General features: G+C 59.6%; 14 protein-coding genes. All 14 read left to right on the plus strand.

The annotated features are described in order from the left end of the window. Positions 1-4: 4 nt before the first annotated feature. The 14 genes from rfbH (at position 5) to wecB (ending at position 13,643) form a co-directional block, all read left to right on the plus strand. The gene (gene rfbH / locus AC1D1F_RS17110) at positions 5-1,327 is read left to right on the plus strand and encodes a lipopolysaccharide biosynthesis protein RfbH (RefSeq protein ID WP_477676170.1); all 1,323 of its coding nucleotides are present in this window, start codon (positions 5-7) and stop codon (positions 1,325-1,327) included. Between the two features lie 32 nt (positions 1,328-1,359). Then, positions 1,360-2,160, plus strand: a complete 801-nt coding sequence (locus AC1D1F_RS17115; RefSeq protein ID WP_477676171.1) for a transketolase — start codon at positions 1,360-1,362, stop codon at positions 2,158-2,160. Then, positions 2,157-3,080: a transketolase family protein gene (locus AC1D1F_RS17120; protein ID WP_477676172.1), complete on the plus strand. Its 924-nt coding sequence runs from the start codon at positions 2,157-2,159 to the stop codon at positions 3,078-3,080. Before AC1D1F_RS17115 ends, AC1D1F_RS17120 begins: the two co-directional genes overlap by 4 nt. Continuing rightward, positions 3,080-4,012 (plus strand): NAD-dependent epimerase/dehydratase family protein, encoded by a 933-nt coding sequence (locus tag AC1D1F_RS17125; RefSeq protein ID WP_477676173.1) that lies wholly within the window; start codon positions 3,080-3,082, stop codon positions 4,010-4,012. The genes AC1D1F_RS17120 and AC1D1F_RS17125 overlap by 1 nt, the downstream gene beginning before the upstream one ends. Continuing rightward, a complete protein-coding gene (locus AC1D1F_RS17130; protein WP_477676174.1) occupies positions 4,009-4,950 on the plus strand; it encodes a glycosyltransferase family 2 protein in 942 nt (313 codons plus the stop codon). Before AC1D1F_RS17125 ends, AC1D1F_RS17130 begins: the two co-directional genes overlap by 4 nt. A 31-nt stretch (positions 4,951-4,981) precedes the next feature. After that, positions 4,982-5,947 carry a lysylphosphatidylglycerol synthase transmembrane domain-containing protein gene (locus AC1D1F_RS17135; RefSeq protein ID WP_477676179.1) on the plus strand — a complete coding sequence of 322 codons (966 nt, stop codon included), beginning with the start codon at positions 4,982-4,984 and terminating at the stop codon, positions 5,945-5,947. Positions 5,948-6,003: 56 nt separating this feature from the next. Then, positions 6,004-6,750, plus strand: a complete 747-nt coding sequence (locus tag AC1D1F_RS17140) for a glycosyltransferase family 2 protein (RefSeq protein WP_477676175.1) — start codon at positions 6,004-6,006, stop codon at positions 6,748-6,750. A 13-nt stretch (positions 6,751-6,763) separates the two neighbouring features. After that, positions 6,764-7,735 (plus strand): hypothetical protein, encoded by a 972-nt coding sequence (locus AC1D1F_RS17145; RefSeq protein WP_477676176.1) that lies wholly within the window; start codon positions 6,764-6,766, stop codon positions 7,733-7,735. A gap of 2 nt (positions 7,736-7,737) precedes the next feature. After that, positions 7,738-8,262: a hypothetical protein gene (locus AC1D1F_RS17150; protein WP_477676177.1), complete on the plus strand. Its 525-nt coding sequence runs from the start codon at positions 7,738-7,740 to the stop codon at positions 8,260-8,262. 92 nt (positions 8,263-8,354) lie between these two features. Then, complete coding sequence (locus AC1D1F_RS17155) at positions 8,355-9,401, plus strand: glycosyltransferase (RefSeq protein WP_477700785.1); 1,047 nt, start codon at positions 8,355-8,357, stop codon at positions 9,399-9,401. Beyond that, positions 9,398-10,633, plus strand: a complete 1,236-nt coding sequence (locus AC1D1F_RS17160; protein ID WP_477679231.1) for a glycosyltransferase family 4 protein — start codon at positions 9,398-9,400, stop codon at positions 10,631-10,633. The genes AC1D1F_RS17155 and AC1D1F_RS17160 overlap by 4 nt, the downstream gene beginning before the upstream one ends. Positions 10,634-10,639: 6 nt before the next feature. After that, the gene (locus tag AC1D1F_RS17165) at positions 10,640-11,500 is read left to right on the plus strand and encodes a dTDP-4-dehydrorhamnose reductase family protein (protein ID WP_477697530.1); all 861 of its coding nucleotides are present in this window, start codon (positions 10,640-10,642) and stop codon (positions 11,498-11,500) included. A gap of 15 nt (positions 11,501-11,515) precedes the next feature. Further along, entirely contained in the window at positions 11,516-12,526 is a 1,011-nt protein-coding gene (locus AC1D1F_RS17170) for a polysaccharide biosynthesis protein (RefSeq protein ID WP_477652862.1), read from the plus strand. Beyond that, entirely contained in the window at positions 12,519-13,643 is a 1,125-nt protein-coding gene (gene wecB, locus AC1D1F_RS17175; protein ID WP_477677738.1) for a non-hydrolyzing UDP-N-acetylglucosamine 2-epimerase, read from the plus strand. Before AC1D1F_RS17170 ends, wecB begins: the two co-directional genes overlap by 8 nt. Positions 13,644-13,675 lie beyond the last annotated feature (32 nt).

Consider the following 13,675-nt stretch of genomic DNA (forward strand, 5'->3'; position numbering starts at 1 on the left):
CAGCATGCAAAACGCAAGAACAGAATCCATACGTGAAGAGATCGCCAGGCTGGTCGACGAGTACGCCTCGATCGCGTTCGCGCCCCAGCCCTTCTTTCCGGGCGCCACCGCTGTCCCCCCGTCGGGGAAGGTACTGGGCGCGGGCGAGCTGAAGAACATGGTGGCCGCCTCGCTGGACGGATGGCTGACCACGGGCCGCTTCAATGCGGAGTTCGAAAAAAAACTGGCCGCGTTCATCGGTGTCAAGCATCTGCTTACCGTGAACTCCGGGTCATCGGCGAATCTCGTTGCCTTCAGCACGCTGACCTCCCCCAAACTCGGCGGCCGGGCAATCCAGCCCGGCGATGAAGTCATCGGCGTCGCCGCCGGATTCCCCACCACTGTCAATCCGATACTTCAGTTCGGCGCGGTGCCGGTCTTCGTGGATGTCGACCGCCTGACCCACAATATCGACGCGAGCAAGATAGAGGCCGCCATCTCGCCGAAAACCAAGGCCGTCATGCTGGCGCATTCGCTCGGCAACCCGTTCAATCTCGACGTGGTCACCGAGTTGTGCAAGCGGCACAATCTCTGGCTGATCGAGGACTGCTGCGATGCGCTGGGTTCGACCTATCGCGGCCAGATGGTCGGTACCTTTGGCGACATCGGAACCCTGAGTTTCTATCCCGCCCATCACATCACCATGGGCGAGGGCGGTGCGGTGTTCACCAGGCACGACGAACTCAAGACCATCGCTGAAAGCTTTCGCGATTGGGGCCGGGATTGTTATTGCCCTCCAGGCAAGGACAACACCTGCGGCAAGCGCTTCTGCTGGAAGCTGGGCGACCTGCCGCAGGGGTATGACCACAAATACACCTATAGCCACCTGGGGTACAACCTCAAGATCACCGATATGCAGGCTGCGTGCGGACTGGCGCAGCTCGATCAAGCGCCCGCCTTCATCCAGGCGCGCAAGTCGAATTTCGCGTTCCTGCACCAGCGCCTCCAGGACTGCCAGGAGTTCCTGTCCCTGCCGGTGGCGACCGAGCACTCCGACCCGTCCTGGTTCGGCTTCCCCCTCACCCTCAAGGACCAGAGCCCGGTGAGTCGCCTCGACCTGCTGACCTATCTTGATCAGAACAAGGTCGGCACGCGGCTCCTGTTCGCCGGCAATCTGACACGCCAGCCCTATATGGCGAATGCGAAGTACCGCGTCAGCGGCGACCTCACCAACACGGACAACGTGATGAACAACACATTCTGGATCGGCGTCCAGCCCAGCCTGAGCGAGGAGATGCTCGACTTCGCGGCGCGGAAGATAGAAACCTTCCTGGGCGTCAACTTTTGAACCATGTGACCCATCCGCAAGAGAACATGACCATGGACTGCAGAAGCTTGCGCAAGACTGTCCTGGACATGGCCTACGCGGGTGCCACCGTGCATATCGGTTGCGCATTCTCCATCGTCGAGCTGCTGGCGGTCCTGTACCGCAATCACCTGCGCTATCCCGGCAATGCGCCCGAGGCCGCCGGCCGCGACTACCTGGTCTTGAGCAAGGGGCATGGCGTCATGGCGCAGTACGCCTGCATGTACGAGAAAGGCTGGCTCAAGCACGAGGACATCGCTACCTACTTTGCCGACGGCAGCGACTTGAAGGGTTTGTCCGATTCGCGCATTCCCGGCCTGGAGGTGACGTCCGGCTCGCTCGGGCACGGCTTCTCGGTTGGCGTGGGCCTAGCCCTGGGCGCTCGGCTCAATGGCACCGATCAGAAGACCTACGCCATCGTGGGCGATGGCGAATTGAACGAAGGGCCGATCTGGGAGGGCGCCATGTTTGCCGCCCACCATGAGTTGGACAACTTCATGGTGGTGGTGGACGAGAACGGCTTCCAGGCGATGGGCGCCACCGACGATGTGATTCGCCTGGGCTCCGTCAAGGACAAGTTCCTGAGCTTCGGTTTCGATGCGCTTGAGGTCGATGGTCATGACGAAGCGGCGATTGACGCGGCGATCCGGCAGCTTTGGTTGGATCCGTCGCACCGGCCCAAGGCGCTTGTAGCCCGGACGGTGAAGGGCAAGGGCGTCAGCTTCATGGAAAACAACAATATCTGGCATTACACGCGGCTCGACGCCGGGACCTATGCCCTGGCCGTCGAAGAAGTGGCGCGGGGCGAATCATGAGGACGGCTTTCAGCGAAACACTGGTCAGCCTGGCCAAGGCCGACCCGCGCATACTGCTGCTTACCGGTGATCATGGCTATGCCTTGTTCGACAGCTTTCGCAAGGCGTGCCCGCAGCAGTATATCAATGCAGGAATCGCCGAACAGAATATGGTCGGCGTCGCCGCAGGGCTGGCGCGCAGTGGCTTTCATCCCTTTGTGTACGGCCTGAGCGCCTTCATTCCGATACGCGTTGTCGAGCAGATCAAGCTTGATGTGGCGCATGACAATCTCCCCATGGTGTTTATCGGCGACGGTGCCGGTTTCGTCTACAGCCATCTGGGGACCAGCCACCAGGCGACCGAAGACATCGCGTGCACGAGATCCATCCCGAATCTCTCGATTTTTTCACCGGCCGACCGATTTGAAGTGCCGGTCTGCATGCGATGGGCTCACGCCGCGAAATCGCCGGTTTATCTACGCCTGGGCAAGTCCGATCGCGGCGACGTGCATACGGCGGCGCCGGGCATGGACGTGGGCAGCGTCTTTCCTGTCGTCGCAGGCGGTCCGCTCGCCGAGGTGGCATTGATTGCCACCGGCTCCATGGTCAGCACCGCGAAAAGAATCGCCGCGGATCGTTTTCCCGGCGCCTCGGTCTGGAGCGTGCCCAGCATCAAGCCCATCGATTCGCAGCAGGTCGCCGATATCTGCCGCCGGCATCGTGCGGTAGTCGTTCTGGAAGAGCATTCGGTCCTGGGTGGCCTGGGCGCGGCCATCGCGGAAATCGCCGGCGAGTTCGCGCCCGTCCGGATACTGCGAATCGGGACGTCGGATCGTTTTTCTCACCATTGCGGCAGCTACGAATACCTTCTGCGCGAGCATGGGCTCGACCAGGCGGCAATTGAGTTGCGTATGGCAGCCTTCCTTGGGCAGGCCGGCTGATGCGCATTGCCATCCTGGGCGCAACCAGCGAGGTCGCACGAGATCTGGCCGCTCTCATGCTCGAAGCCGGAGGGGATGAGCTCTTCCTCTACGCGCGAAGGCCGGATGCCGTCCAGGCGTGGCTGGCACCCCGCAGTCTTCCCGCCCCGGCCGCCAACGCATCGCTGGATGCGTTCCCCGGCGACCAGGCCTTCGATGCCATCATTAACTTCGTGGGTGTCGGAGATCCGGGCAAGGCGCTGGCGCTCGGCCCATCCATTCTCGATGTAACGCAGACCCACGACGATATGGCGCTGGACTATCTGAGGCAACATCCGGCGTGCAGGTATATCTTCCTGAGCAGCGGTGCCGTCTATGGCGGCAACTTCGTAGACCCGGTCACGGGGACGGAACCTGCCCAGGTGGCCATCAATCGCCTGTGCCCCGGTGACTGGTACGGCGTGGCCAAGCTCTACGCCGAATGCCGCCATCGCGCCAGGCCGGATGACGCGATAATCGACCTGCGCGTCTTTAGCTACTTCAGCCATACTCAGGATATGTCGGCGAGCTATCTGATGGCGGATGCGATACGTGCGATCGAAAGCGGTACGCCGTTGACGGTGTCGGCCGGCAACATGATGCGCGACTACCTTCATCCGGTCGATTTCATGCAACTGGTCAAGGCGGTGCTGAAAGCGCCGCCGGGCAATGGGGCCATCGATTGCTACAGTCGGGCGCCAGTAGACAAGCTTTCCCTGCTCGCGGCCTTGCAGGAGCGTTTCGGGTTGCAGTACAACATAGCCGCGGACACGCCGGCTTCCGGGCGCGGCGGAAAAGTCAACTATTACTCGGAAAGCCGGGCTGCCGAGGAATACGGATATCGTCCCGCTTTCGGTTCGATGGATTGCATACTCGGAGAGTCCGAAAAAATCCTCTACGGACGTGCGACATGAAAAAACTCATCAGTATTGTTACCCCTGCCTTCAATGAAGAGGGCAATATCGAAGAGCTGATCTCGCGGGTGAGGACGGTCTTCGAGGCTCAGCTTCCCGAGTACGACTACGAGCATATCGTGATCGACAACGCCTCGAGCGACCAGACTGCGGCCATCGTAAAGCGGCTCTGCGCGGTGGACAAGCGCATCAAGTTGATCGTCAATTCACGAAATTTCGGCCATATCCGTTCACCCGTCTACGCCATGAAGCAAGCCAGGGGCGACGCCGTCTTTTCGCTGGTCTCCGATCTCCAGGATCCGCCTGAACTGATTGCCGAGTTCGTGCGCATATGGGAAAAGGGTGAATACAAGATGGTGCTGGGCATCAAGAAGACGAGTGCCGAATCGCCGGTGTTCTTCCTTGTGCGGAAGACGTACTATGCGCTCGTCACCAAGCTGTCGGAAGTGCAGCTGGTCAAGAACTTCACGGGGTTCGGGCTGTACGACCGGCGCGTGATTGACGCGATCCGCTCGATCGACGATGCCTATCCCTACTGGCGCGGACTGATCTGCGAAGTCGGTTTCTCCAAGTACCTGTATCCCTACGACCAGCCGGTGCGGTCGCGTGGGATCACCAAGAATAATTTCTACACCTTGTATGACATCGGCATGCTTGGCATCACCACGCATTCCAAGCTGCCGCTACGGATATGCACCATCTTTGGCTTCATGGCATCGCTCCTGAGCCTGCTGATCGCGGTGATGTATGTTGTCGTCAAGATCCTGCACTGGGACGAAATGAGCTTGGGGATTGCCCCGCTCGTCATCGGCATGTTCTTCTTCGGGTCTATCCAACTGATGGTCATCGGATTCCTCGGCGAGTACGTGGGCAACATCCACACCCAGACATTGAAGCGGCCATTGGTCGTCGAGCTTGAGCGGGTAAATTTCGAATGAGGCAGCTGCGCTTGCGACGGCCGTGGCAACGATGAAAAAACCGGTGTCGCGTTGGGTTGCGTACCTCCCACACGCGGCGATTGCAGCTTTTTTCCTGGCATGTTTCCTCGCGTTCCAGGGGGACCTGAGGAAGGTTGATCTCCGGGCGTTGCCCCAGGCCTACGGCGTGTATGCCTGCGTGATCGCGCTTGCGTTCACCAGCTATGTCATACGGGCAGTGCGTTGGCGCATGTACCTGCAGCAGCTGGGTTACGACTTTCCACCGTTTTTCGGTGTACTGACCTATATTGCCGGGTTCGCATACACGCTTGCCCCCGGCAAGGTTGGTGAGTTGATGAAGGTGACCTACTACGGCCGTTACGGAATTCCATTGAGCGCCGTGGCGGCGGCATTCTTTGTCGAGCGCCTCGCCGACCTCGGTGTTTTTGTATGTCTCGCGCTAGTGTTCCTCGGTTTCCAGGCCAAGGGTTACGGCACCATGCTGGCGATAGCCGGACTGTGCGTGCCGGTGGTTGTCCTCGCAATCGCGGTGCTCGATGCGCAGCAGCTGCGCAGGATATTTCGGATTCCCTTCGTTCGCAAACCGCGCCTGGACGCTATCGGTGATGCAATCGTGAATGCGACGTTGTCGGCGAAGCAGCTCCTGACATTGCGCCGACTGGCCGGTGGTTTGCTGCTGGGCTTTCTGGCCTGGGGTGCGGAATGCACGACGCTTTTTGTTTTGGCACAGATAGTCCCGCAAACTTCCATCGGTTTCGGCGATTCGATCGGAATATATGCTGCCGCCATCGTCGTCGGTGCGATTTCGTTTCTGCCGGGCGGACTGGGCACCACCGAGGCCTTGCTGGTGGCACTGCTGGTTGGCTACGGGTTTGGGATATCCGATGCGCTTTTATTGACACTCGTATGCCGGTTATTGACCCTCTGGTTCGCAGTCGGGCTGGGCTGGGCCGCAGTCGGACTGTTACGGCTGTTGCGGCGGGAGGCCTCGCGGTGACGTCGGTAGGGCACGACGTTGCGGGCGCGACCGATGGGCCACCCAAGGTTTCGGTGGTGACCGTCGTCTTCAACGGGGAGATGCATCTCGAAGCCACCATTCGCAGCGTGCTGGGCCAGGACTATCCGCACCTCGAATATATCGTCATCGACGGTGGCTCCACCGACGGCACCCTGGAAATAGTCAGGAAGTATGCGGACAGAATTTCCTGCTGGCGCAGCGAGAAGGACGAGGGCATCTACGACGCCATGAACAAGGGGCTGCGGCTGGCAACGGGTGCATGGATCAATTTCATGAATGCCGGTGACCAGTTTCATTCTTCGGATACGTTGACGAAAATTTTTTCTGTCCCGACTGGAGGCAATACGGTGATCTATGGTGGTGTGGAAATCAGGTATCCGGATTTCAAGCGGATCGAGCAACCCGGAACGCCGGCCAGGCTCTGGCAGGGCATGCAGTTCTCGCATCAGTCGGCGTTTGTCGAGGCCGGCTACCACCGTGAACATTCGTTCAATATCGCGAACCGAATTGCTGCCGACCTGGAGTTTTTTTACCATGCTTACCTTGCGGGTGCCGGTTTCCTGAAGACCGAGCAAATTGTCTCGAGCGTACTGACCGGCGGCTTGTCCGAAGGCAACCGCGTCAGGACGATATTGGCGTCCCGGGATGCCGTGTGCAAGGGGCGGACGCGCCCATTGATCCGCCTTTACTTTTGGGGACGCGTCATCAGTTCGGTGTTCAGGTCGACGATAAAGCGGCTCCTGCCGGCTTCGCTCGTCAAGAAGATGATAATGCTCAAGTGAGCAACGCCCTGCCATGAATAATGCATCCCGATCGGACTGCGAAAGCCAGGAGTTCGTGTGTTTACTGCTGGGTTTCCTGGTCTTCTGCGGAAGCCTAGCCCTCTCCGGTTTTTATACTGAAGCGGACCAGGCCAATTATCACAGCGCTTACAGTATTTTGCCTGGGATGAGTTGGGAGGCCGGCCAGCTAGCATATCAGTCGAGAATATCCGGCGCGGAGGGGGTGCACTACCTGGTTTCCCTATTGGGTAGCACTCTCGAAATCGACAAAAATCTCCTGATGTCGGTATGCAACGGCATCCTGGCGGCATATTCAACGCGGCTGTTTCTGGCCTGGGGTGCCGATATCCGGATTGCCGCCGCAATCGTGGCCACGAACTTCTATGTCTTGGTTCTCTATTTTGCCGCCGAGCGTCTCAAGTTTGGATTTCTGTTGCTGGTTCTGGCGCTGCTGAGCACCGGAAAGCCCGTCCGCATGTTCGTGTTTTCGTTCATGTCGATCTGGTCCCATTTCTCGATGTTCCTCCTATGGCTGGGGGTCTGGTTGTCCGGCTTTTTTGCAAAGGTCGAGAAGGGTGAATTGCATCGGAGTACCTGGCTTAAGCTCGCATTGCCCGTTGGGCTGATTGCAGTGGCCCTCGTATTCAAGTCCAACTACCTGCTCTGGAAACTAAATACCTATATTGCTACGCGCGAGGCATTCAGCTTCACCTCGCTGGTACCCGTCCTGATTCTGTTTGGATTCTCGTGTTTTTATGCGAAAAGGCTGATCGGGCCGATGCTGAGCTTCCTGCCCGTGATGATCGGCATCGCGATCCTGGGCGGCTCGCGCCTGAACATGCTCGGCTACTTCATCTTCCTGTATTACGGACTCAGGGTGAATGGCGGGCTAAACGCCGGCGTCCTGGCAACTCATGTATATCTCGCTTACAAAGCGTTCGGTCTTGTCTCAAACATCATTGTTCATGGCCATGGGTTTCCTTAAAATTGAAATTTCCTGACCTAAAATCACGGTCCCTGTTGGATGTGGCGGCTCTGCTGTCGCTGGTGGTGCTGGTTATCTCCCACCTTCCAGCGGCGTTCGAAAGCCGCCGGATACGCCAGCAAGTGGCCGCCGCGTTGCCATTGGCAGCCAATGTACAGGCGCTGGTGGATAGCAATGCCCTCAAGGGAGTCGCATTCGATGCAACATGGGTGCCGATGGTGCTCAAGAACCAGCTGGCAATCGAGATCGCCGCACCAACAGGAATAATTACATTGACCTTTGCAGAGATCGGTGGCGGAGGGAAAAGCCTGAAGTTCATCCCCATGATTGAAGCGGGCGCGGGGCTGTTGCCGCTCGCCGAGGCGGCAAAGGCGGGCGCTGTCTCATCGCGGAAAATCATTTGGGTCTGCACATCGTCCCTTACACGTTCACGTAACCCCTACGTCATGGCCAACAAGGGCACGCTGGAAAGTAAATACGCGCCTGACGCCTGCCGCCATCGAGCGGCCAGCGCGGACATGCTATGAACATCGACGACCGTCACGTTGCTGAAGCACCGCATCCGCATATCGCAGGTGATGCGTGGCTGCGTGCGCGGTCGCAGGAAGCGTGAACGCAGATGGCTAATCGCCTGATCATTCATGGCCCCAATATCCATGGCGGCGGCGGGAAAACGCTCCTGTCCGCGTTGTTGAGCGCTGTCCGGCCTCCGTTGAATACCGTTGCACAGGTGGATCGGCGCATGGTGCTGCCATCGGGCATGGCTGCCGGCATCGAAGTCCGTAGAGTCCCGCCAACTGTCGCCGGCAGGTTCCTCGCCGAGAAATGGCTCCGATCGAATGCACGCGCGGAGGACGTCGTGCTGTGCTTCGGCAATTTGCCCCCGCTTTTCGCGCTGCGCTGTCCCGTGGTTGTATTTGTGCAGAACCGCTATCTGGTCGAAGCCGTCGGTCTGGGTCGGCTGTCGTTTACCACCCGGCTCAGGCTGCAGTTGGAGCGGCTATGGTTCAAAAGCAAACTTGCCAATGCCGATCTTTATGTTGTGCAGACGGCCTCCATGAAGCGACTCCTGGAGCAGAAGACACGTGGCCGAGTGCCTGTCGAGGTGATTCCGTTCGGCGCAGAGAAAGTCCCATCCGATGTCTTGGCCATGCCGGTTTCTCAGCCGCCTGCGGATTTCGTGTACGTCGCTTCCGGCGAAGCGCACAAGAACCACGGGCGCCTGCTGGAGGCCTGGCGCCTGCTGGCGGAGGAAGGCCTCTTCCCGACATTGCGCCTGACTGTGGATGACGTCGCGTTCCCCAGACTGTGCCGGGAACTGCGCGATTTGTCGACCCGACACGGCTTGCAGATATCGAATATCGGTGCCGTGCCACTCTCTGACACAGATAATCTTTACGTCGGCGCGCGTGCCCTGATCTACCCGTCGCTGCTGGAGTCTTTCGGGCTGCCATTGATCGAGGCGAAACAGCGGGATCTGCCTATCGTGGCCGCCGAGCTCGATTACGTGCGTGATGTGGCCACGCCGCAGCAGACCTTCGACCCGACATCTGCGGTGTCGATCGCGCGCGCGGTGAAACGCTTCCTGGCCGTCTCCGACCTCACTACGCCTCTTCAGACGCCGGAGGCCTTCCTGCGGAACATCCTTGAAACGGCGAAGCGTTGAGAATACTGATCGTCAGCCAGTATTTCTGGCCTGAAAACTTCATCATCAGCGATTTCGTCCGCAAGCTGGCGGAGCGTGGACATGAGGTGGTGGTGGCCACGGGCAAACCCAACTATCCGGATGGCCAGGTATTCCCGGGTTACCGGGCCGGCGGCGTGGCGCGAGAGCGCTTCCTGGACAAAGTGGATGTGGTGCGCGCGCCGATTTGGCCCAGGAGGCGGGGCGGCGGCATCAATCTGACGCTGAATTACCTGTCTTTTGTGGGCTCCGGCCTGTTGTGTTTCCCTTGGCTGTTGCGATCGCGCTCCTTTGACGCCATCCTTGTGTTTGCCCCTTCGCCGATCACCCAGGTGATCCCCGCGATCCTGCTGAAATGGCTGAAACGGGCCCATCTCGCCGTATGGGTGCAGGACATGTGGCCCGAGAGCCTGTCGGCGACCGGTTTTATCCGGAATACCTCGGTGCTAAAGGCTGTTGGCGGGCTGGTGCGCTGGATTTATGCCCGCAGCGACACGCTGCTGCTTCAATCAAGGGCTTTTCAGGAGCCCACAGCCACTTACGCCGACCCCGAAAAATTCGTTTATTTCCCGAACTCCGTGGATCCCGACGTGCCGGCAGGGGCGCCGGACCCGCTGCCGCTGGAACTCTCCAGCCGTTTGGCTCAGAAATTTTGCGTGGTCTTTGCCGGCAACCTGGGAAAGGCGCAGGCGCTCGAAACCGTGGTACAGGCCGCCGTATTGTTGCGGGATGAGCCCCAGATTAGCCTGGTGCTGGTAGGCAGCGGCAGCATGCTGGAGTGGGTCCAGGGCCAAAAAACCCTTTTAAAGCTGGATAATCTGGACTTGCCCGGGCGTTTTCCGGCTGAATCCATGCCGGAACTGTTCCGCCAGGCCTCGGCCCTGCTGGTGACGCTGAAGGGCGGCGGGGTGCTCGCCCATACCGTGCCGAGCAAAATACAGGCCTATCTTGCCGCGGGGCGCCCGATTGTCGCGGCCTTGCAGGGTGAGAGCGGCAAGGTGGTGGAAGATGCCGGGGCCGGCATGGTGTGCGCACCTGAAGATGCGCAGGCCCTGGCCACCTGCATACGCCGCATGCATGCTTTGCCGCTTGCCGCGAGGGAAGCCATGGGGCAAAGGGGGCGGGCTTGGTTCGATGGAAATTTTGATATGAATCGCCAGATTGGACGGCTTGTGGACATACTGCAGGCGCGCCGCTCTGGCTTGAAAGGGTGATGACAGATGCGTGTACTGGTACTCGGCGCAAGCGGCATGCTGGGCAGTGCGGTGTTTCGGGAGTTTGATGGACACGCGCCCCACGAAGTCTGGGGCCTTGTGCGTAACGAAGCCCTCCTGTCCTATTTTTCGCCCGCCCAGCAGCGCCGGATCCTGACCGGTGTGGACGTTCTTGATGAGGCGGCCCTCCGCGCGGCTTTCGAGCGCGTGCGCCCGGACGCGGTCATCAATTGTATTGGCCTGATCAAGCAGAAGGAGCACGTGGAAGACCCCCTGGTGGTGCTGCCCATCAACGCGATGCTGCCCCATCGCCTGGCGTCCTTGTGCGAGCCCGGCAAGGTCCGGCTGGTGCACGTCAGCACGGATTGCGTATTTTCCGGCCGCAAGGGCATGTACACGGAGGACGACCCATCCGATGCCGAGGACTTGTACGGAAAATCCAAATACATCGGCGAGCTGCGCGACGCCGCGCATGCGGTGACCCTGAGAACCTCCATCATCGGGCGTGAGCTCAATTCCAGCCGCGCACTGGTGGACTGGTTTCTGGCCCAGCAGGGTTCGGTTCATGGTTTCAGGCGCAGCATTTTTTCAGGCATGACCGCCATCGAGCTGGCGCGGGTCATGCGCGACGTCGTGTTACCCGATGTTTCGCTGCATGGCCTTTACCATGTGTCGTCCGCGCCCATCAGCAAATTCGACCTCCTGAAACTGGTGGCCGCGCAGTATGGGAAGGCCATCGATGTGCTGCCGGACGACGCGCTGGTGATAGACCGGTCTCTCGATTCATCGCGCTTCCGCCAGGCGACGGGTTACCGGGCGCCTTCGTGGGAAAGCATGGTGCGCGTGATGCATGCGTCGGAAAAATAATATTGAAAGTTTTCCATGTTCAAAAATAAAGTACTTCTGATTACCGGCGGGACGGGCTCTTTCGGCAACGCCGTGCTTCAGCGGTTTCTTGACTCCGATTTCTCCGAAATCCGGATCTTCAGCCGCGATGAGAAGAAGCAGGAAGATATGCGGATTGCGCTGAACAACGACAAAGTCAAGTTCTACATCGGCGACGTCCGCGAATACCAGAGCGTGAACGACGCCTTGAGGGGCGTGGACTATGTGTTCCACGCGGCGGCGCTCAAGCAGGTGCCGTCATGCGAGTTCTACCCGATGGAAGCGGTGAAAACCAACGTGCTGGGCACCGAAAACGTGCTCAACGCGGCCATTGCCAATAACTGCAAACGCGTCGTGGTGTTAAGCACGGACAAGGCGGTCTACCCGATCAATGCCATGGGCATCTCCAAAGCCATGGCCGAAAAACTCACCGTGGCCAAATCGCGCACCATTTCGGCTTCGGGTCCCGTGGTGTGTTCAACGCGCTACGGCAATGTGATGGCGTCCCGCGGATCGGTGATCCCGCTGTTCATCAACCAGATCAAGGCGGGCAAGGCACTGACCGTCACCGATCCCAACATGACACGCTTCCTGATGTCCCTGGAGGACTCGGTCGACCTGGTGCTGCATGCGTTTGAACATGCCCAGCAGGGCGACCTGTTTGTACAGAAGGCCCCGGCCTCCACGGTGGCCGACCTTGCGGCGGCCCTGCAGCAGCTGTTCGGCGACAACAAACCGGTGAAGATCATCGGCACGCGGCACGGCGAGAAACTCTACGAGTCGCTGATTTCGCGCGAAGAAATGGCGAAGGCCGAGGATATGGGGCGCTATTACCGGATTCCCGCGGACAACCGCGACCTCAATTACGACAAGTATTTCGTCGAGGGCGAGGCGCACATTTCCGAGCTGGACGATTACACCTCGCACAACACTGAGCGATTGGACATCGACGGCGTCAAGGCCACGTTGATGAAACTCGCGGAAGTGCGTGAGGCGCTCCATGCTTAAGGTGATGACGCTGGTGGGCACGCGGCCTGAGCTCATCAAGATGAGCCGGGTGATCGCAGAACTGGATGCGCAGGTCAAGCACGTGCTGGTGCACTCCGGCCAGAACTACGACTATGAGCTGAATCAGGTATTTTTCGATGACCTCGGAATCCGCAAGCCCGACCACTTCCTGGAAGTGGCGGGCGAGACGGCCGCCAAGACCATCGCCTCTGTCATTGAAAAGGCCGACGACGTTCTGGTGCTTGAGAAGCCCGATGCGATCCTGCTTTACGGCGACACCAATACCTGCCTGGCCGTCATTGCCGCCAAGCGCCGCAAGGTGCCCGTTTTCCACATGGAAGCCGGCAACCGCTGTTTCGACCAGCGTGTCCCGGAAGAACTCAACCGCAAGGTGCTCGACCATTTGAGCGACATCAACATGGTTCTGACCGAGCATGCCCGCCGGTACCTGATCGCCGAAGGCATACGCCCCGAAACCATCATCAAGACCGGCTCGCACATGTGCGAGGTGCTGGCGCACTACATGCCGCAGATCGAGAAGTCGGACGTGCTGGACCGGCTGGGCCTGAAGGCGCGGGAGTTCTTCGTCGTCAGTGCGCACCGCGAAGAAAACGTGGATACACCGGCAAACCTGCGGGACCTGGTGGATACGCTCAATGCGCTGGCCGGAAAATACAAGATGCCGGTCATCGTTTCCACCCATCCGCGCACCCGCAAGCGGCTGGACCTGCTGGAAGGCGCGAGTTTTGATCCCCTGATCCAATTTTCCAAGGCCTTCGGTTTTTTCGACTACATCAAGCTGCAGATGGGCGCGGCCTGCGTGATCTCCGACAGCGGCACGATCACGGAAGAGGCTTCCCTGCTGAACCTGCCGGCGGTCACCATACGCGACGCGCACGAGCGCCCCGAAGGCATGGATGTGGGAACGCTGGTCATGAGCGGCCTCAGGAAAGAGCGCGTGCTTGAGGCGATCCAGGTCGTCATGTCGCAGCATGCGGACGCGGGTCCCCGTATGCGGGTGGTGGACGACTACCAGACCGGGCCTGTTTCCAAGCAGGTGACGCGCGTGGTGCTCAGCTATGTGGACTACATCAACCGGACCGTCTGGAAAAAATAAGCTGCAGGATTCCTGGGTTCGCGATGGCCCGC

The organism is Polaromonas sp. P1_H6 (assembly GCF_056405195.1).

What these genes read in the sequence shown, in the direction of transcription:
- rfbH (WP_477676170.1), top strand. Translation starts at nt 5, where the DNA reads ATGCAAAACGCAAGAACAGAATCCATACGTGAAGAGATCGCCAGGCTG.
- AC1D1F_RS17115 (WP_477676171.1), top strand. Translation starts at nt 1,360, where the DNA reads ATGGACTGCAGAAGCTTGCGCAAGACTGTCCTGGACATGGCCTACGCG.
- AC1D1F_RS17120 (WP_477676172.1), top strand. Translation starts at nt 2,157, where the DNA reads ATGAGGACGGCTTTCAGCGAAACACTGGTCAGCCTGGCCAAGGCCGAC.
- AC1D1F_RS17125 (WP_477676173.1), top strand. Translation starts at nt 3,080, where the DNA reads ATGCGCATTGCCATCCTGGGCGCAACCAGCGAGGTCGCACGAGATCTG.
- AC1D1F_RS17130 (WP_477676174.1), top strand. Translation starts at nt 4,009, where the DNA reads ATGAAAAAACTCATCAGTATTGTTACCCCTGCCTTCAATGAAGAGGGC.
- AC1D1F_RS17135 (WP_477676179.1), top strand. Translation starts at nt 4,982, where the DNA reads ATGAAAAAACCGGTGTCGCGTTGGGTTGCGTACCTCCCACACGCGGCG.
- AC1D1F_RS17145 (WP_477676176.1), top strand. Translation starts at nt 6,764, where the DNA reads ATGAATAATGCATCCCGATCGGACTGCGAAAGCCAGGAGTTCGTGTGT.
- AC1D1F_RS17155 (WP_477700785.1), top strand. Translation starts at nt 8,355, where the DNA reads ATGGCTAATCGCCTGATCATTCATGGCCCCAATATCCATGGCGGCGGC.
- AC1D1F_RS17165 (WP_477697530.1), top strand. Translation starts at nt 10,640, where the DNA reads ATGCGTGTACTGGTACTCGGCGCAAGCGGCATGCTGGGCAGTGCGGTG.
- AC1D1F_RS17170 (WP_477652862.1), top strand. Translation starts at nt 11,516, where the DNA reads ATGTTCAAAAATAAAGTACTTCTGATTACCGGCGGGACGGGCTCTTTC.
- wecB (WP_477677738.1), top strand. Translation starts at nt 12,519, where the DNA reads ATGCTTAAGGTGATGACGCTGGTGGGCACGCGGCCTGAGCTCATCAAG.